21 protein-coding genes are annotated in these 17,483 nt (G+C 64.1%); 7 read left to right on the top strand and 14 right to left on the bottom strand.

The window, feature by feature from the left end; all coding sequences use genetic code 11:
- Positions 1–230 precede the first annotated feature (230 nt).
- The 14 genes from AC11W3_RS21995 to AC11W3_RS21930 form a co-directional block, all read right to left on the bottom strand.
- A complete protein-coding gene (locus AC11W3_RS21995) occupies positions 231–773 on the bottom strand; it encodes a hypothetical protein (protein WP_484093825.1) in 543 nt (180 codons plus the stop codon).
- 137 nt (positions 774–910) lie between these two features.
- A complete protein-coding gene (locus tag AC11W3_RS21990; protein WP_484093824.1) occupies positions 911–1,327 on the bottom strand; it encodes an AAA family ATPase in 417 nt (138 codons plus the stop codon).
- A complete protein-coding gene (locus tag AC11W3_RS21985; protein ID WP_484093823.1) occupies positions 1,324–1,896 on the bottom strand; it encodes a hypothetical protein in 573 nt (190 codons plus the stop codon). Before AC11W3_RS21985 ends, AC11W3_RS21990 begins: the two co-directional genes overlap by 4 nt.
- Before the next feature lie 194 nt (positions 1,897–2,090).
- Positions 2,091–2,903, bottom strand: coding sequence for a site-specific integrase (locus AC11W3_RS21980; protein ID WP_484093822.1), 813 nt, complete (start codon positions 2,901–2,903; stop codon positions 2,091–2,093).
- A gap of 557 nt (positions 2,904–3,460) precedes the next feature.
- Positions 3,461–3,832, bottom strand: coding sequence for a hypothetical protein (locus tag AC11W3_RS21975; RefSeq protein ID WP_484093821.1), 372 nt, complete (start codon positions 3,830–3,832; stop codon positions 3,461–3,463).
- Positions 3,829–4,902, bottom strand: coding sequence for a PD-(D/E)XK nuclease family protein (locus tag AC11W3_RS21970; RefSeq protein ID WP_484093820.1), 1,074 nt, complete (start codon positions 4,900–4,902; stop codon positions 3,829–3,831). Before AC11W3_RS21970 ends, AC11W3_RS21975 begins: the two co-directional genes overlap by 4 nt.
- Positions 4,903–4,970: 68 nt before the next feature.
- Complete coding sequence (locus AC11W3_RS21965) at positions 4,971–5,372, bottom strand: hypothetical protein (protein WP_484093819.1); 402 nt, start codon at positions 5,370–5,372, stop codon at positions 4,971–4,973.
- Between the two features lie 10 nt (positions 5,373–5,382).
- Positions 5,383–6,408, bottom strand: a complete 1,026-nt coding sequence (locus AC11W3_RS21960) for a hypothetical protein (protein WP_484093818.1) — start codon at positions 6,406–6,408, stop codon at positions 5,383–5,385.
- A gap of 66 nt (positions 6,409–6,474) precedes the next feature.
- Positions 6,475–6,705: a hypothetical protein gene (locus tag AC11W3_RS21955; protein ID WP_484093817.1), complete on the bottom strand. Its 231-nt coding sequence runs from the start codon at positions 6,703–6,705 to the stop codon at positions 6,475–6,477.
- A gap of 284 nt (positions 6,706–6,989) precedes the next feature.
- A complete protein-coding gene (locus AC11W3_RS21950; RefSeq protein WP_484093816.1) occupies positions 6,990–7,829 on the bottom strand; it encodes a hypothetical protein in 840 nt (279 codons plus the stop codon).
- A gap of 538 nt (positions 7,830–8,367) precedes the next feature.
- A complete protein-coding gene (locus AC11W3_RS21945; RefSeq protein ID WP_484093815.1) occupies positions 8,368–9,069 on the bottom strand; it encodes a hypothetical protein in 702 nt (233 codons plus the stop codon).
- 459 nt (positions 9,070–9,528) lie between these two features.
- Positions 9,529–9,936 carry a helix-turn-helix domain-containing protein gene (locus tag AC11W3_RS21940; protein ID WP_484093814.1) on the bottom strand — a complete coding sequence of 136 codons (408 nt, stop codon included), beginning with the start codon at positions 9,934–9,936 and terminating at the stop codon, positions 9,529–9,531.
- Between the two features lie 508 nt (positions 9,937–10,444).
- Positions 10,445–10,798, bottom strand: a complete 354-nt coding sequence (locus AC11W3_RS21935) for a hypothetical protein (RefSeq protein WP_484093813.1) — start codon at positions 10,796–10,798, stop codon at positions 10,445–10,447.
- A gap of 81 nt (positions 10,799–10,879) precedes the next feature.
- Positions 10,880–11,314 (bottom strand): hypothetical protein, encoded by a 435-nt coding sequence (locus tag AC11W3_RS21930; protein ID WP_484093812.1) that lies wholly within the window; start codon positions 11,312–11,314, stop codon positions 10,880–10,882.
- Between the two features lie 105 nt (positions 11,315–11,419).
- On the opposite strand from AC11W3_RS21930, the gene AC11W3_RS21925 reads away from it, so the two are divergent.
- From AC11W3_RS21925 to AC11W3_RS21895, 7 genes are all read left to right on the top strand, one after another.
- On the top strand, positions 11,420–12,016 hold the full coding sequence (locus AC11W3_RS21925) for a GGDEF domain-containing protein (RefSeq protein WP_484093811.1): 597 nt from the start codon (positions 11,420–11,422) through the stop codon (positions 12,014–12,016).
- Between the two features lie 155 nt (positions 12,017–12,171).
- Positions 12,172–13,458 carry a hypothetical protein gene (locus tag AC11W3_RS21920; RefSeq protein ID WP_484093810.1) on the top strand — a complete coding sequence of 429 codons (1,287 nt, stop codon included), beginning with the start codon at positions 12,172–12,174 and terminating at the stop codon, positions 13,456–13,458.
- 237 nt (positions 13,459–13,695) lie between these two features.
- Positions 13,696–13,950 (top strand): hypothetical protein, encoded by a 255-nt coding sequence (locus AC11W3_RS21915; protein WP_484093809.1) that lies wholly within the window; start codon positions 13,696–13,698, stop codon positions 13,948–13,950.
- A 929-nt stretch (positions 13,951–14,879) separates the two neighbouring features.
- Positions 14,880–15,170 (top strand): hypothetical protein, encoded by a 291-nt coding sequence (locus tag AC11W3_RS21910; RefSeq protein ID WP_484093808.1) that lies wholly within the window; start codon positions 14,880–14,882, stop codon positions 15,168–15,170.
- 72 nt (positions 15,171–15,242) lie between these two features.
- On the top strand, positions 15,243–15,761 hold the full coding sequence (locus AC11W3_RS21905) for a hypothetical protein (protein WP_484093807.1): 519 nt from the start codon (positions 15,243–15,245) through the stop codon (positions 15,759–15,761).
- A gap of 14 nt (positions 15,762–15,775) precedes the next feature.
- Positions 15,776–16,225: a hypothetical protein gene (locus AC11W3_RS21900; protein ID WP_484093806.1), complete on the top strand. Its 450-nt coding sequence runs from the start codon at positions 15,776–15,778 to the stop codon at positions 16,223–16,225.
- Positions 16,225–17,217, top strand: a complete 993-nt coding sequence (locus tag AC11W3_RS21895) for a hypothetical protein (RefSeq protein WP_484093805.1) — start codon at positions 16,225–16,227, stop codon at positions 17,215–17,217. Before AC11W3_RS21900 ends, AC11W3_RS21895 begins: the two co-directional genes overlap by 1 nt.
- Positions 17,218–17,483 lie beyond the last annotated feature (266 nt).

Genomic DNA, 17,483 nt, shown 5'->3' with positions numbered 1-17,483 from the left:
CCGATAACCCTACCCGTGGCGCTATAGGATGTCAACTTGTAGCGCCACGGATGGGTGACACCCCTAGAGCGCCCCTAGCGGCACCCTACCGGTCTCGGGACAGGTTTGGTGACCGCGACACCTAGGGATAGGCCACAGCCCGCCACGGACCCACCGGGGACCGGCGACAGGCCAGAGACACGCCAACGGCCCCCGGCGGGTGTGCCGGGGGCCGCGGGATAGAGGGGACGCTATGACCGGAAGCCGCCACGGCCACCGCGCGGAGCACCCTCGGGCACCTCAACGTGGCCATTGTCGATGATCTCGACGTCTCGGGAGAATCCCCGATCCTTCCGGCGGGTGTAGGGGCGGACGCTCAACGCGCCGGACAGTCCAGTACCGGACCCTGCCATCGCGACATAGGCGTCACATCGGACGGTTCCCTCATAGAAGCCTTTATTGATCATGGTGGTGGCGCGCTTAGGGCGGGCGGACACGAATCTGGTGATCGGCCCCGTTGGGTCGTCGCCTTCCAGAAGTCCCCAGCACAGTCCGTATCTGCCTTCGATCAACTTCGCGGGGACCAGGTTCCCGCTGAGATCGAAGAGCGCGGCGAAGTAGTCCTTGCCATCGTTCTCGGCAAGCCACGCCTTCAGGTCATTCTCTGCGGCGACGATCCCGGATGCCCACTGGGAGACGAAGCCGTCGGTGTCGCATCGGTCGAAGGAGTCGACAGCCTCCTGTCGGCACTGGTTGGCCTTGTCACGGTACTCGGCTGCGGTTGCCTCGGTCATGGTGTCCCCTCCGGTTCGCGTGTTGACTCGTTCAGTGTAGGGGACGCGACACACCACGCGCTATAGGTACGCACCCTATAGCGCTATAGGGTAACCGAAAGGGGGACACCCCGACCGGAATGTCCCCCTTCGGCTAACTATGCGATGTACATCCGATGCTTGTCTCTGATCACCTTTTCGCCCACCGGGCTGGGCCGGGCCGCGTCCCGCTCGATACAGACATCGAGCGGGACATCCCTGAGGTCCCACACCTCGACGTCACTCGCCAGACATCTGATGCGCTCGACGTCGCTATCGTCCAGCCACGTGTCGTCTGACACCACGTCGATCCCGTCGGCGAGGAGAGCACTGATAGCCGCGTACTGCGCCGTTGACACCGCAACCTCGCACTGCCACATCCCTGACCAGGCGACACCATGGAGCATCAGTCGAAAGTCGTCCCGGTTGATCCTGGCCCGCGTTGTCCGATCTTCGTTCACCCACTCTTTGGCGCGGTGGGTCTTCCCGGAGCCAGGGAGACCCCGGGTGATGATCAGACGTCCGGCGTGGCTCATCCCTCCACCTCCGTTCCCCGGATCTCCGCCATCTCACGGCGGAACGCCTCCACGGGATCCCCAGCACCACGGATCTTGATTCTGATCGCAGAACACCTCGCCCGGTTGGTGCCATCGAGGAGCCTACTGACCTCGGCAGAGTTCAGATTACTGGTGGCGATCATGTAGTCGCGGGGGACCTGGACGTCCCTCCTCTGCTGGAGAGCGGCTGTAAAGGCCGCGTCAGCGGCCTGCTTGACCGCCCTGGCCTGGTCGACCTCATCATCAGCGGATTTGATGCTCTGAACGACGCGGCCCCAGAGCTCATCTGGATATTTAGCACCCATCGCGATGTCCACGTCAACGATCTCGACGGGCCGGGGCTGGGCGACGACGGATACCGTTCTGATGGCGTCTGTTGCGGCCATCCAGTGCGTTCTGATCGCTTCGGGGAGGTCATCCCAGGTGGGCATCGGGTTGCCCTGGTGGTTCTTCCAGCCGGAACTATCGCCATAGGCCCGATAGGCCGTGGCCGCTCTCATGAGCTGTTCGTCAGTGGTGGTGCTAGTCGCGGTGTCCATGGTGTCCATGGTGCCATACCTGTAGCGCTATGGCAAACGTGGGTATGTCACCTGGGGTGTTGGGGTGAGGGCCGGCCGCCACGTCACTGCCCGACACCGGCGACCGGCTAGACCACAAGGGTCCCGGAAGCATCATCCACCATGACACGCGGCCGGCTCCAGACTCCGGGGCCGGCCGCGCTGCGATGGAGGCGTCCGCCAGGCTACAGGGCGAGACGCCCCACGACGGAGGCCGTTGTGGGAGACCACCCCGCGCGGGTGATGACAGCCCGGATGGGCTCGCCACTCTCGACCCGCGCTTTCGCCCCCCCGAGACGGAGAGACCGCGGTGTGCACTCATCCAACCCGGCATCAGCGATGATCCGCTTCCACGTGCGGTGGACGCTCCTGACACTCAGTCGGTGATCGGGTGAGGAGCATCCGGAACGCCGGACTCCGGACCCCGCGATCGTCCCCAATCGGTCCACGGGCCGGAACAGTGCCCCGGTGCGGATACCGGCGAGGCGGAGTTGACGGATCCAGGCCCGGAGTGCGCAGGCCGGACACGCGACGCGATCACTGGCTGCCCGCTCCCGGCTGGCGTGGCTGATGTGCGGATCAGCGATACCGCTTATCCAGCGGCAGACCTGGCCTGGCTCGGCGTGGCAGTGGGGGCAGGCGACCATGAGGCCACCGTGGTCGTGGTGGATGGTGCGGCCCAGGATGGTCAAGGCGCTGTCGCCGCACGGGTCGGTGACGTCCTCCATGTCCAGGGCGATGACGTCCGGGACGGGGAGGAGGACATCCCAGAGGAGCAGGGCTAGGGCCCGGTTCCTGATGCCGATGGTGGTGTCCGGGCAGCCTTGGACCGCCGCGTGGAGCTCGATTCGCGTCAGACCGTTGACCTCGGCCCTGACGTGGTTAGACTCCCTGTCACGGAGCACGGCCCAGGCCGGTACCGAGTCCGGTACCGGATGTCCCATGATGCGGTGTCTTGCCCTGATCGCGACAATCCTGGACTTGATGGTGTCTGGCACGTATCCGTCTCTGAGTAGGGAGACGGCATGCATCGCTACCGTTTCGGGGGTTGCTGGCATGGCAGTTCTACCGGTGTGGGTGCACCAGGATTCGAACGCGCTCCATGCCGCTGCGTACAGCTTCGCGGTTGACTCCTTGTACTTCCCCGTGGGGGTGTGGCCTCCGAGGGTGAGCGCACGATCGAGCCGGGCAGCGTGGTCCACACCCACCTGTCCGGCTTCTTCGTCTTTGTCGACTTTCATGGTTTCTTCCCATGTATAGATCGAAAAGTCGGCATCGGGATCGATGACGACCTTGCTACGGTAGCTCACAGGAATTGACTACCGCCTCCCCGTTACGTGAACGCCCGTTGTCCCCAGGGACCTCACGGCACCGATACGCGGGGGTGAACCGGATACGCCAACGGCCCCCGGCATGCCGAGGGCTAGGAGATGACATCCACCGTCGATCGCGCACGGCCGGGTGCCAGGTCAACATCGATGCGATAGCAGACCACACCCGCGGCATCGGCCGCCCGATGCCGCGGGGTCCGGTACCGCGGGTGGAGTGGCAGCCGTCAGTCCCTACGGCGCCGGGGACGGGACATCACCACGCTTCCGGTGTGCCGGTAGGAGATCTGATGGCGTGCATGGCCGTCGGGGGCCGGCATCGGAGTCGCGTCGTAAGAGGTGAAGCACTGCCGACACACCACGGGTGCCACCGTGGCGTCTTTCTTGGGCCAGCAGGGGATGCTGATGAGTTGTCCCGGATGACAGGGGAGTTCTGACACGATCCGGAAGGGTGCCGCGTCGGAATCGATGAGGGCCTGGTGGCGGACGTAGAGGTTGGCGAATCGATAGATCACTACTCCGGGGATGAGATCACTGATTCGTGGTGTGCGGTTTGTCGGAATGGCGGTTCCGGCCGGGCGGGTGTGGGTGGTGGTCATTGTGCCTTCTTCCGTGATTTGCGTGGTTTACGTGGTTTATCTGCCGTGGTGAGTTTGATCGATAGCTGTCCCCGATGGGGACGCTGCGGAACCTCGTACCCGAGGGTGCGGAGTACCCGGAGGGCGGCCCAGGGATCATCCACGATCGTGTCTGGTGCCCGGTGATACTGGGCCGTCCCATACACGCCATACCTCGTTGATCCGAGGAGTTCGGCGATCTCCGCTTTCCGGCGCTTCGCAGGCCCCTCCACCGCGTTGAGCCTGATGTACTCCAAGAGGAGTTCCTCAACCTCGGCGTCATCGTGGTCATGGCGGATCCGGGTACTCGGCTGGGCGTCCGGCCCCCAACACCTACGGAGCCACGGGCACTCATCGCAGGCGAAGGAGTACCCAGGCCCTAGGAGCGCGGCGCCGGACGCGGTACGGCGCGGTGCGGCGTCCGGGTCTTTCTCCGCCCACTGGCGGAGTTCCTCGACCCGGTTGATGACTAGGGCCAGGTGGTGGTTCTCGAATCGGATGACGAACACCTCGTCATCACCCGAGGCCCTATCCAGGTAATGGATGATGATCCATTGGATCTTCTGTCCGGCCTGGCCTAGCGCGAGCGCGTAGGCAGCGACCTGCATCATGTGCTCCGGGAACGGCCCGGATCGCCGAACCTGCTGGAGTCGCCATTCCCCCACAGTCTTGAGATCCAGGACGGCGTCCGGGACGCTCACGTCGGCGGTCCCCGGGATGTCGAGGCCAGCAGCGTGGAGGACAGTGGGTACCTCTGACTGTCCGCCCGCGAATCGGTCGGAGACACGGGGATTCAACCCCCCGTGAATCCAGGTTCCGAGGTTCGCGGCCCGCCCCTCGGACGCCTCAGGCTGATCCGAGGGTGGCGTGATGGAGAGGGCGAAGGCCGCCCGGCGAGTACACCCAGAAAGTGCGGAGATCCCTAGGTGGTGGGGCTGACGGCTCCGAGAATCTGACTCGGCAGTGAACGCCTGGCCGACGGCGGCCTTCACGAGTCCGGCGACCTCAGCGGAGTCCGTGATACCGCTAAGGTCGATGGTGTGGTTTTGCACAGCATTTCTCCCGAATCACATAGTCTCGGTCCTGGTGGCGCGGCCAGAGAAGTCGCGCCACCACTCGTTCACCTGCCGTCGCTATAGCCGTCACCATGGCTAGAATTGAACCATCTGATGAAACTATCCGGATTTTCTCTGATTGCTTTCACCATGTCGAGGGCTAGACTCACTGCACCCTCGTGCAGAGTGTCGTCGATGGCTCCAAATTCATTGATGTCATCCTCAGCCGCGGCCTCAGCTCCGCTGACCACGAGATCGATTGCATACTTTTCGATACTCATTCCTGACTCTGCTTTAACAGGGAGCATGGCGGTGGTGTGGTCGTAGCCGCACACCTTCTTGTCATGCGACATGCCATCGGGACATGTCGCCATGAGAATGGTTTGACCCGCGTAGACCAGGCCATCGGCTGGAATAATGCGCTCTACGAAACACCGTTGATCACAAAACTTGCAGTACGGTCCCATGGCTATCTCCTTATCGGGTGCATTCGGTGGTGTGCGTGCCGGTCGCTGCGACGGTGGCCGCGTCGCAGCCACAGGGGAGGACGCCGGTTCCTGCGGGGGCGGTCAGGCCCGCCTGTGGCGCGTCGTTGGTGTCGTCTTCCGTGGCCTCGGCTGCCTTCGCCGCGTCCCGGCGGGTGACCTGTTCGACAAGGTCACCGATGATCTGCTCTACGGTGAACTCGGCACTTCCGTCGTGGTACGCGAAGCGCTTGAGTGGACGGGTAGTCCCGTCCTCGGGCTGCCGGTTGGCCCGGTTCCACGCCTCTCTGAGATCTTCGATGGTGGTCTCTGGAGTGATGAGGGGCCGGCCGGTTCCGGGCTCCGGGTACGAGATCCCGGTGAGGATCTCCTTGACGGAGCCGTCGGGGATTCGGTTTCCGGCTTCATCCGTGACGATGACGTCTTCGGGGATGGGGGCCGGCCGCGGTTCTTCATCTTCGGGGTCATCGGGGTCCATAGCCTCGATGATCCCGATGCCTAGGGTCGCTTCAGGACATCCCATGGCCACGGCTTTTGCCATGGCGCGCCAGTAGAGCATATTGGCGGCGTAGTTCACCCATGGCGATTTATCCTTCACGAGGCCGGCCGTTACGGCTGTGGCGATGGTCCATTCCGCCGTGAATGGCTTCCTGCCGTCACCGTATTCGAGGCGGACAACGGCCTTTTTGTCGGTGGTTTCGACGGGGACCAGGGTGTGTCCGGCTCGAACAGTGACAAGGGCCATCATGAGGCGTGCGCGCATGGCGCATGTGCCACGGCGGTCAAAGACGAGGTTGTCCATCGCCACCATGAGGGGGATGTCCAACGCTTTGGCGCGCCACATGAGGGCGAAGACTGCGGAGGGATCCCCGCGGAACTCGGGGGGGATTCCGACTCCTGCCCCCGCCATTAGCTTTGCGATCCGTTCCATGGTCTCGATGTCCCGGGGGACGTCGCAGGGGAGGAGTAGTTGGTTGGGGTGGATCAGTTCGTTGGATGTGGCTGTGATGTTTGCCATGGGTGCTCCAATGCGTGGGTGGTTCGCTCTGCGTCGCGAACCACCCAAGTGTACACCACGGGTTTTCTATTTACCAGGCGTGCGCTCAACCCGCTTGGTCTGCTCTGATATCCGCCACGCCACGTAATGCGTAGCTGGCCAGCCGGCCGCCACCATGAGGGTCAACCACAGGTTGCCCGTGACTCCGGCGGTGTACGACACCAGGAGCAGGGTTCCCAGGGCCTTCACGGCCATGGACACCGCTGCCGGCCGCTGGCGGATCTCCACCTGGGTCTCTGCGTCTGTGAGTGTCTCCACGGCTACCTCCTACCGACTCCGGGAGCGGCCCCGGGACCGGGCTCGCCGACGGGCGAGGATGACCCCGTCAACGAGCGTGCCCCCTAGCGCTAGAATGATCACCAACAGGCCGTAATCGGCCCCTGCGCGAACTCCACAGACCACCAGTACGATGGCAGTCGAGATGATCGCGAACGTGAAGATGAGCCCAACCCCGGTCCAGAACCGGGGCCAGGCTAGATCCTCCGGCTTGTGACTGCCGTCTCTCATCGGATGGGCGATCTGCGAGGTTGAGTAGGTCTGGCTCATTCCGTCTCCTTCTTGATGGGATCCCGGGTGAACCCGAGGTATCGGAGCCACCCCAGTTTGTGGGCGACCATGAGTGCCTGGATCTGTCGGGCGCGTTCCGCGGCCTCAGGGTCGCCAAGATCTGAGGCATCGAGATTGTTCCGGGCGGCTAGCCCGAGGAGCCACGGCATGACCCACGCCTCATGGAGGTCACGAAGCGCGCCGTCGAATTCAATGTGGTAGATGTTTCCTGAACCCATCCGCCGAGAAGTAGTGGGATCGGCGTCAATGGTGACCTGCTGGACGTTGACCTCGGCGTCGGTGTACTCACCAACTGAGAGGTTGCTCGCGTCTAGTGTTCCGTTGAGACCAGCAAGCCACGCTGTCATGTGCTGGCTTGGCATCCGATAGGTCTGGCCGTTATGCACCAGCGTAACCATATTGTCCAGAACGCGCTGCGGCGCGTCCTGATACGTCACGATCCGAACCGTGACGTACCACAGCGGGTTATCCGTGATAGCCACTAGACCCGGCAGCGTCCCCGCCGCTGCGCTATCAATCCACCCACACGGCTGACGACGTCGGGGGAGGGGAATCGCCCCGAGGGCTGCCACCCACCGGTCATAGACCGAACGGTCCGTGATTAGGAGATCTATGGTGCGGAAGCCCCTATTCACGGATATTTCGTATGGATCGCCAATGCTTGCGGCCAGACTGGCGAGCCAGGAGAACGCGTCTGCGGTGGAACTCTGCCGGGTGGGGGGATGGGTGAGGTCCCTCGCGTCGGCGTCATCCTTGGTGGTGGCGTCAACCGTGGCCGTGGCCGGCTCCGGGGCGGGTGTGGTGTCGTGTGTCATGGTGTTTACGGCATCCCGCGTGGGGCGCCTTTCTCCCTTCTCCACACGCAGTGTAGCAGCCAGGCGGTAAAAACGCCTTGCCAGGTTGCCGACTTATCGTGCGTCGCCTCAACCCCCACGCCCGGGACGACACCACACCACGGCCCCCGCGGCATCCCGAATCCGCGGTAGGTGGAACCATCCACTATCGGCTACCCATCGGCCCGGAGCCATGCCGACGATTCGGCCTCGGGAACTGGCAGAGCCGACATACACCGGGAATCTCGGGATCGGCCTGGTAGGAGTGCACCGACACCGGCGGCAACACCATCCGGGGCCGACGAGGTTTCGTCGCCACAGCCGGAGTGGACACCACCGATGGCGTCCGGCCTGAATCACCGTCAACGGAGGCATCGTCATCATCGAACCAGGGGCCCAACACATCGCTATGGTCAACTTCGTCGGGGTATCTGGTCAACCCATTGCCCCGAGGGGTGTCACCTCCACATACGCCGACGGCCGGAGGGATTGCCCCTCCGGCCGTCGGTGCGGGTGATGGTCAGATCTGGACCAGGGGGCCCTTGACCACGTGGCGTTCGGCGACGATGGCATGCGACACCTCGCCGCGCTGGCTGGTGAGTTGTCCAGCGTTGTACGCCATCATGCGGCACTCGGCGTCATAGCGACGGGTCTCGTCCTCAGGCGAGAGGATCTCATCATGGCCGTCAGCCCATCGAATGACAGCCTTGTATTCGGTGTCCACCACCATGGTGGAGGACTCACCGGCCCGGTCAAGAACTCCGGTCCGGTAGTAAGTCCACGTCTGGTCAAACTGGTCCAGGGCGAATGACCAGTGATCGGCAACGTAACGCCGATACTCGGCCCGGGTGCCGGCATCAGGCCAGTTCGGGTCAAGCTCGACGAGTTTGAGGAAGTCGGCGACGGCCTTGACCCTCCGCGACTCCGGGTACCGTAGCCACTGCGTGAACGGCGTCTTCGCGATCATGATCTCTAGGAGCTGCGCCAGACCCGTGATCTTCTGGATCAGGGCAACGTTCGTCGGACTCAGCTCATCCATGATCGCGTCGATGATCTCGATCTGAGTCGACCCGTCGAACTGGTGGATCGCATCGAGGAGGTCAGCGAAGGTGGGTGCGATGACATCGGGGTCACTGATGGCGTCATGCAGATCGGTGTTGTCCATGCCGTTGGCAGAGGGGTCGGACAGCTCCTGATAGTCCATCTGGTCGTTGAGATCCATGGTGGCTCCTTCGTGTGTGTTGACGTAATGACGATACCATCTGGTGTCTACTTCTGCCCCAGGGGTGGCATCCCCCGTTCGGTGCGGCAACTATCACACAAGGGCGATGCTACGGGGCCACCATAGCGGCGAGGATGCCGCACCCGGCACCGAACACACGGCCCGGACCGATCCGAGCCCGAGGTGGACCCACCAACCCCTGCCGCGCGCATCGCACCTTCCCACCGGTGCCGATGGGGACAGGTGCTCCAGTGGGACTGCCGACGAAACCGCGGCTCCGGCTCCTCCCCCGGGGCGACGGGACGGATCGTGTATCCGGCCGCCCCGCCGACGATCACCAGATCGCCGGACCCGTCCCGATCAACATCAATCGGGATCATGATCTGGGTGTCACCCGTCAACGGAACAAGAGTGATCATCGACCCGCACTCGCAGGTCATCTGACGGGCTGTGGTGTTCCTACGCTGCCGCTGCGCCATGGCGGGTCTCCCAGTCGGCGAGGGCGGTGGACATCTCCGAGGCGGACACTTGGTTCTCCATCGCGATCACGGAGATCCGGGTTCCGTGTTCGATCCGCCGGAGGGTCCGTGTCACGTGCCGCCGGATGTGGTTGGTGATCGTGGTCCGGGTGACCCCGAACCGGTTGGCGAGCGCGGCGACCGGTTCGCCGGTGAGCCACAGTCGGAAGATGTCCCGGCTCTCGGCTGTGGTGAGGTGTCCCTGACTGCGCCCGATGAACGGCGCGGCTGCGGTGAGGAGGGCCTCGGCGACTAGCGCCGGGTCGCGGCGCTGGGCGGCGGACAGGTTGGTGTAGGCGCGTTCGGCAGCGAGGCGTGCGCCGAGCGGTAGGGGACTCGGAGTCGTCATGGCTTTTCCTTTGGCTGGTCCTCATCGCAGCGTAGCCGTCACACCCATAAGTACGCAACTCTTGGTTTCGTCTTTTAGGGGTTCCCCCCTCCCCCGTGACGGCCGGGACCCCGGCGGGCCAGGAACGATCACGCCGGGGGGTAGGGGGGTAGTACTTCTTAAGTACTTCTTGAATGGGGTACTTCTCTTAGCGACGGCTCCTTAGGCCCTAAAGAGCCGTCGATGGTGCGACCTGCGGAAACACCCTCTTTTCCCTGGTCAGAACCGTTGACGGATTTACCATGCCCTGAAAATCCGTCGATGGTGCGACCTGCGGAAACGTTAAATGTCCAATTTGTATGCACCGCGCATGCCTGTGGATAACTCGTCACTCTGCCGTCGGTGTCGGCACCGGGCGTTCCGCGAGGTTTGCCCGATCATCTATGATTAGGACGACGCGGGAGACTTGGCTGGTCCTTGCGCGCCAACGGCCCCCGGCTGGCGAACCGGGGGCCGTTGGCATGATGGGCTATGCGGCGTTGTCTCTCCGCTTCTTCGGCCGCCCCGTAGGACGGGCACGCTGGGCCACTCCGTGGATATCGATCCTCCCGGTTTGAAGCCCCCAGGTCTCGATCACGGCCGGATCCCACCACGTTCCCATTAGCGGTGGGGGAAGCGCGTCGGAGCGCGGCATGTCGCCCTCTCCGGCCGCCTCATAGGCCCTCCGGCGCGTGTTCAGGACCTTGACTCTGTCGTAGGACATACCAAGCCTGCGTGCGATATCGCTCATGGTCATGAGGTTTGCCCTTTCCAGGACGCGCTTGACGGCGCCCGGATCTTGGGAAATCAAGTCGATCATTTCTTCGGTGATCTCGTGGTTCATGGTGACCTTCCTGGTGGTTATGGCCCGTCCAGACGCGGTAATACGTCCGGACGGACCAGGGGCGATGTCTGGCCCGGTTCGTTAGAACAGGGTCAACTCGTCTTCCACGACGACGACTGGGAGGGGCTTCGGCGTGGTCAACTCGACGTGCGTAGCGTGCAGCCGTTTGGCGATGTCCAAGAACATCGCGTCACGCTCGGCCTTCTCCTTCGGGCTCATGATGCCCTCGACCAGGTCGCGGCATGCCTCCACGATTGCCCGGTTTCCTGGACTATTGTGCATTCCCCTGCCCGCCCAACCGTGGCGGTCGCGGAGATCGATGACATCGACGAGACGGGTACGGAGCGCCTCGCGGCACTTCTTGCAGACCTGGGGTCCGTCGCTAGCCCTGGCTTTCCGGGATTCGATGATGCGGCCGGATCCCGATCCGCACCGTGGCCGTCCACCCACGACGAGGTGGAGACGGGCTCCGCGACGCCGGGTGACGTATCCGAGTTCGACGTCCCAGATCTCCATGACCCGCCTCCTTAGGTGTTGTATGCCTAGAGCCTAGCCGCTAGCATGGAAATACGCAACCTCGGGTTGTGTCTTTAGGACCAGCCAAGATTCCGAAAGGAAATCATGTTCACTGACATCGACACCGTCCCGATCACGGACCTCAGGGCCTACGCCACGGCACTACGTGGGGACATCCAGAACCGTGACCGGACCATCGCCGACATGGCAGACCAGATCGCGGCCCTGGAAGCAGCGCTAGCCTGCCGAGACATCGACGAACTGACCGGACTCCACAACCTCCGGTGGCTCCGGGAGTGGTGGGACTCCCTCACCGTCCCGTCCGCCACGGTTGGAGCCGTGGTGTTCATCGATCTTGACGGACTCAAGCCCATCAATGACACCTACGGGCACCGGACCGGTGACCGAGTGTTGACGCACGTTGCCGCAATCCTGCTCGCAAGCGGTGTCTACGCCGTCCGCTACGGCGGTGACGAGTTCCTTGTGTTCATTCCAGCCGGCTGGGACCCAAGTGTGACCATGATGGGCATCACCGACCGGATCACGGCAGATCCCGTGCCGACCAGGGAGGGATCAATCACGGCGTCCGTGTCGTACGGGATCTGTCCCGTCACGGACACGGATCTGCACCGGATGATCGGCCTCGCCGATGCCGCGATGTACGCGGCCAAACGGCGTAGGAGCGGCCACCGGACCCGGTAGTTACCCGGAACGGCCCGACCTGGTCACGCTGACGGGTCGGGCCGTTCGCTGTCTCAGCCACCCCATAAAGACACACCCTGAGGTTGCGCATTTATGGTGTGCGCGGTAGGCTACGCGAGACGCACACATACCGCGACCGCGAAGGACACCTCGCCATGAACGCCAACCTCACCCGCCTCTGGGACGAGTACGGGACCATCGCGATCCCGGCCGCCCTGGCCATCGCCCTAGTCCTCATCTCCGCCACCACCTGGCACACCACCCGCAACCGCAACCGCACCACCAAGAGCTCTGACCCCCTCAGCACCCTCGTCACCCTCATGGCCCTCGGCCTGACCGCCGAGGGCATGTACTGGGTCCTCACCACCAAGTTGGCAATGCCCCTCCCCTGGTGGCTGGCTATCTTTGTGTGCGGCGTGGCCGAGGGACTCATGGTCAACTTCTTCCGGCTGGCCCGAGACTTCCAGGAGCGCCACGGCCGCCCCGGTCCCTTCGGCACCGCATTCTGGATCGTCGCCGTGGCCGAGGGTGCCGTGGTCGCCCTAGCCTCACCGAGCATCGTCGAAATCGCGCTCCGAATCCTCCTGCCCCTCGGGGTAGCCCTCCTCCACTGGATCAAACTCGTTGCCGAAGGCAGCACCGCGCACCGGGGCCGACTCGTCTGGACCCCCCTCAACCTGCTAATCCGGCTCGGGGCCTGGCGTCCCGGTACGACCACCCTCGATGAGGCCGAGGTCGCCCGAGTCGAAGACAAGCTCACCCGAGCGGCCTACATGCTGGCGTCATCGGGCAAGCTTTTTAGGGCCCATCGGGCCCGTCGGGTGCGCCGAATGATGCTCAGGGCTAGCACCGAGACCGCTGACGAAGTAATCCGGCGCCTGGAGCTGGCCTACGGGATCGAGACCCGGATTGCCGCGGTCACCAAGGGCGGATCTCAGGCTGTCCAGGAAGCCAGCGGCACGGACGCCATGGAGACCACGCCCACTCCCCTGGTCCTTCCCTCCACCACGATCAACGGGCACCGGGCCAACGGGCACCCCATCATCGACGCCACCACCACGCCGATCCTCTCCACCACCTCGGAGCCGGCCCCCTCGACCGACCTGGAGGTCGTCGAAGGTGGCAATGATCCGGCCCTGCCGGTGGCTGTCCGTGACACCTACATTGTGGTCACGTACTGGAATCAACTCGTCGACCTGATGCGACAGGGAAGACTTCGTCGTTCGGCGGTTGAGAGAACCTGTCTCAACCCGAGTGTGCACCGGAAGGTGATGGCACGGCAGGCACTTCGGATCATCGATATCGTCACATGCGCTCACGCGATGGACTCGGCCATCCCCGTAGCGGATCGAGTCCGTACCGCGATCGAACGGATCGAGAAGGACAACCAGGAGCAGAAGGCGCGCGAGAAGGCCCTAGCTTCCTCTGACAGCGACTCCTGACAGACCCACCACGGACGGCCCCCGGCGCACTCGCCGGGGGCCGCGGTGTGTCCGGGCCCGTTGTCGGCCCCTAGCGGGCCCGTGGCGCCCCGGTGAGGACTCGCGCGCACCTGCACCACCAAATCGCCCCTGAGGCCGGCAGAGGGCCGCTAAGGACCGGCAACGGGCCATTCACCATCCGGGAAACTAGAACGCTACAGGTTGACGTCCTGTAGCGCTATGGATAGGATTGCCGGCATGACACACACCGAGGACTACACCGCCTCCGTCAATGAGATCGCCACCGCAACTGGAGTCGACCGGGATAGACTCGCCCGATTTGGCGCTCTATTCATGAAGAACATTCACGAACCGTCGGCTGAGCGAGACGCCGCCATCGATGACCTGTACTCCCACCTCTTCGGCGGATCCTCCGACCAGGTCAAGAATCTCGTCAACCGATTCATGGCACAGGTGGAAGAGATCGGCACCATCCGACGGGACGATCGCTAGGCCGCACGAGGAGGATCCGATGAGCCCGGCTCCGGAAGACTCCACTGACCCCAACTAGTGACGCGCACCACAGATTCACCACACAGAACGGACGCCCCCGTACACCACGGGGGCGTCCGTGCGTCCGGGTTCCGTACACCCCCCGAGCCACATCCGTACGCCCCGTACGACACCTGTACGTCCCACCCCGTACGGCCCCGTACGGCCCCGTACGGCCCGTACATCCCCCCGCGTACGGCGATCACCGTACAGGGCCCCCGTACGCCCCGTACGGCCGCACGCGCTACCCATACCGTACGGCGCCATCCTGTACGGGCCCGTTCCGTACGGCACACGGCGCTCCCGTACGACCCGCCCGTACGGACACTTCCGTACGCCCCGGCGGGCCGTACGCCGCACACCTCCGTACGGTCCGCCCGTACGCCAGGACCCAGTACGGTCCAGGGCCAGATCGCACGCCCCGTACACCCATGCGCCCGTGCGACCCCGTACGCCGTACGTGGCACGCACCGTACGGATCCTTCGCCCGTACGGCGCCAGCCCGTACGCCCGTACGCACCGCGGCCCGTACACCTCCGTATGGCGTACGGGCCGCACGCACCGTACGGGAATCGCCGTACGAACCGTACGGGCGTACACCTCGGCCCGTGCGGTACCCGGTGCGAGCGCATCGCCGTACGGGCCGTACAGAGGTGTACGGGGTGGCGTACGCCCGTACGGCCCGTACGGACCGGCATGAGGCGCACGGCCCCGTACGAGGCGTACAGGCCGGCGCCGTACGGGCCGTACACCCGTACGGGCCGGTGGGATGTGGATTACCGCACGACATCCCATCCGTGGACCATCAAGACCATTAATGCACCCCCGCCGGTTTGCGATTTAGGCAAGAGTCGGTATACTGGCAACAGACCTTTTGGAAAGGGACAGCCATGGACCGGCCGGACACCCGTAAGCCACTCGACATCAACGAGTGGATCACGGTTGTTACGCCCCACGGGGCAGAGATCACTCTCTACCGAAACGCCGAGGCGTACCGGGTCACAGCGCTCGACTGCTACACCCGACGCCTCCGGCCTCCGGCAACGTTCCTCACCGAGCAGCCGGCCCGTGACCAGGCCAGGGTGTGGGTCCTGGAACTCCTCCAGAACAGCATGACCTTCACTGTCCGGACAAACGTCGGAGGGGCCGTTAGCGAATATCCGGGACAAATCCGGAAGTAACGACAGGTCGGTCCCGTAGGCATGCGAGGCCTACGGGACCGGAACTCCCGAGAGACAGAAGGAGGTGTGGTCATGGTAGCGGAGACGTCACCGATGGAAACCGGATCAGGCCAGGCCACCCAAACAACTACCGACAGTGATTCTCCAATCTCCAATGGAGAATCAGAAAGTGCCTCCGAGGCCACCCAGAGCCCGGAAACCGGGCCTGAATCCTCCAATCTCCAATCACAGCTACTCACCGTCCGTAACTGGCTATGGCGGCAGTGGACCGCCGGACGGATCTATTGGATCCCCCCGGCCCTACTGACCGAACCCCCACCGGCCGTCTCAGACCTCGCCAACTACGCCCGACACGGGACCTGGACCACCGGAGACGGATTCGTCCGCCGAGTGGGCGTCGCATGGCACCTGACGGTGAGCCTGCCAGTGACCGCGGCCTGCCGCTACACCGAATGGATCCTTCAGAGACCAGGCCGATTTCTGCCGATATTCGCCCTCTGGAAGCTGCTGATCCTCACCGGTGGTGGCCCCTGGACCTCCACCCACCTCATCCGCCCCCTGCTAGGCCTCCTGGCCTGGATCATGTTTTAGGAGAAGAAGAAGTCATGAAAATGAGAGTGATGAAGCAGAAGGGAACCACCGTCCTCGCCTGGATCTCACTCGCCATGGCCCTGATTGGTGGAACCATCGCCGTGGAAACGCTGATCGGCCGATGCATCCAGTTCGTTCTGGGTGCTCTGCCCTGGACGTGGATTCCCTCGGTCCTGCTGGCCGTGGCCATCATCGGCCTAGCCATTGATCTATTCATCGACATGATCCCAAACCAGACCGCGATCTGGTCAGCACTGACGATCCCCTCCATCGCCGCGAGCGTGGACGGAAAGCTCGGAGTGACCATCTCACGCTGGTGCGGAGAGCTCCTGTCGGTCATAAACGACAGCCTGTCGGAATGGGTGACGAACTCGGCCACCGGCCTAGCGGTGGCCTGCATCGGTGGCGCGCTCATCATGGCGAAGCGCGTCGTCAAGAAAAATCGAGCGCAAGGGATCGTCTGATGTTTGATCTCGCTGCCCTGTGGCTGATCATCTGGTTGATCAAAAATGCGGCCGTTGACGTGTCATGTGCACTGAAGGGTATGCCCAACCCCCGCTATGAGGCGAAGGCCAATGCGGCCCGTGCGGCCGGCCAGCCCCTATCCGAGCAACACCGCTACGGCCTCGCCGAGTGGTGGAGAGACCTCCTCGCCGACGGGTTGCGGGCCCAAACCCAGTGGAGGCGCGACCGCGCCACCAAGCACACCAAGCGGAACCTGCCACCCACCACCACCACCAACATCGATGAGGCTCCGGCCAAACCCACCACCGATGACGGTGGCGAGGTGGAACGCGTGAGCGTCATCCACCGGGGCCCAACCGTTGTCAACGATCACTCCGGGAAATGGAGCTGGTCATGTCGGCGGCCTGGCTGCCCCGGGAAGGGCTTCGACTACGCCACCGAAGCGGAGGCCTTGGAAGCCGCGAAGCAGCACCGGTGCCCTGGCAGCACGTTCCCCCGCGAGGGCGTGCAGATCAACACGGATCCGCCAGCCGAACCCGAGGCGACCAAGTCGACCACCGCACCCGAGGCGACCAAGCCGACCACCGAACCGACGGCCCCGGTCACCACGACCACCGAACCGACGGCCCGCATCATCCCGTTTCCCAGTGACGCCACCACGACCGACCCCGACAAGGAGCACAACATGTCCACCACGATCAACACCGAAATTGTTGGACTCACGCAGTCGATCGCGTACGCCGAAGATCTCGCCAAAGCCGCTGGCGAGCATGCCGCATCGGGCAATGAAGGCTACATCGGGCACCTGACCAATGCCGGTGTCGGTGGCGAGTGCCTCCGCACCGCACACGAGATGCAGGAGGCGTTCGCCAACGCCCATGACATCGCGCTGCGCCACGCCGAGGAGCTGCGGAAGCAACTCAGCATCCAGGAGGCATACGCCTCCAACCCCGACGCCGGAGACAAGCAGTTCCAGCTGGCCGGCAACTGACCACTCCATGGGGGCCCCCACCCGGGGCCCCCACCTCCCTACCGCGAGGAGGCCCACGGTGACCACCACCGACACCACCACCCAGCCAGCCGAGACCACCAAACCCGGCCTCCGGCGGCAAGTAGCCCCATGGGCCGCGATGAGCGCACTCGCCCTTGCCGCGGGCACCGCACGAGTCGCGATGACCGCGACCGACGCTGACGCTGAGATCGCTATCGCCATCGCCGTAGCCTCCTTCGTCCTGGCCGTGGTTCTGGCCGTCCAGG

Source organism: Geomonas sp. (genome assembly GCF_056994735.1).
Note: the sequence above shows the minus strand (reverse complement) of the source record. Positions and strands in the feature narration are given on the sequence as shown.

What these genes read in the sequence shown, in the direction of transcription:
- AC11W3_RS21930 (WP_484093812.1), bottom strand. Translation starts at nt 11,314, where the DNA reads ATGGAGATCTGGGACGTCGAACTCGGATACGTCACCCGGCGTCGCGGA.
- AC11W3_RS21985 (WP_484093823.1), bottom strand. Translation starts at nt 1,896, where the DNA reads ATGGACACCATGGACACCGCGACTAGCACCACCACTGACGAACAGCTC.
- AC11W3_RS21895 (WP_484093805.1), top strand. Translation starts at nt 16,225, where the DNA reads ATGTTTGATCTCGCTGCCCTGTGGCTGATCATCTGGTTGATCAAAAAT.
- AC11W3_RS21910 (WP_484093808.1), top strand. Translation starts at nt 14,880, where the DNA reads ATGGACCGGCCGGACACCCGTAAGCCACTCGACATCAACGAGTGGATC.
- AC11W3_RS21950 (WP_484093816.1), bottom strand. Translation starts at nt 7,829, where the DNA reads ATGACACACGACACCACACCCGCCCCGGAGCCGGCCACGGCCACGGTT.
- AC11W3_RS21975 (WP_484093821.1), bottom strand. Translation starts at nt 3,832, where the DNA reads ATGACCACCACCCACACCCGCCCGGCCGGAACCGCCATTCCGACAAAC.
- AC11W3_RS21995 (WP_484093825.1), bottom strand. Translation starts at nt 773, where the DNA reads ATGACCGAGGCAACCGCAGCCGAGTACCGTGACAAGGCCAACCAGTGC.
- AC11W3_RS21945 (WP_484093815.1), bottom strand. Translation starts at nt 9,069, where the DNA reads ATGGATCTCAACGACCAGATGGACTATCAGGAGCTGTCCGACCCCTCT.
- AC11W3_RS21925 (WP_484093811.1), top strand. Translation starts at nt 11,420, where the DNA reads ATGTTCACTGACATCGACACCGTCCCGATCACGGACCTCAGGGCCTAC.
- AC11W3_RS21990 (WP_484093824.1), bottom strand. Translation starts at nt 1,327, where the DNA reads ATGAGCCACGCCGGACGTCTGATCATCACCCGGGGTCTCCCTGGCTCC.
- AC11W3_RS21920 (WP_484093810.1), top strand. Translation starts at nt 12,172, where the DNA reads ATGAACGCCAACCTCACCCGCCTCTGGGACGAGTACGGGACCATCGCG.
- AC11W3_RS21965 (WP_484093819.1), bottom strand. Translation starts at nt 5,372, where the DNA reads ATGGGACCGTACTGCAAGTTTTGTGATCAACGGTGTTTCGTAGAGCGC.
- AC11W3_RS21935 (WP_484093813.1), bottom strand. Translation starts at nt 10,798, where the DNA reads ATGAACCACGAGATCACCGAAGAAATGATCGACTTGATTTCCCAAGAT.
- AC11W3_RS21905 (WP_484093807.1), top strand. Translation starts at nt 15,243, where the DNA reads ATGGTAGCGGAGACGTCACCGATGGAAACCGGATCAGGCCAGGCCACC.
- AC11W3_RS21940 (WP_484093814.1), bottom strand. Translation starts at nt 9,936, where the DNA reads ATGACGACTCCGAGTCCCCTACCGCTCGGCGCACGCCTCGCTGCCGAA.
- AC11W3_RS21900 (WP_484093806.1), top strand. Translation starts at nt 15,776, where the DNA reads ATGAAAATGAGAGTGATGAAGCAGAAGGGAACCACCGTCCTCGCCTGG.
- AC11W3_RS21960 (WP_484093818.1), bottom strand. Translation starts at nt 6,408, where the DNA reads ATGGCAAACATCACAGCCACATCCAACGAACTGATCCACCCCAACCAA.
- AC11W3_RS21915 (WP_484093809.1), top strand. Translation starts at nt 13,696, where the DNA reads ATGACACACACCGAGGACTACACCGCCTCCGTCAATGAGATCGCCACC.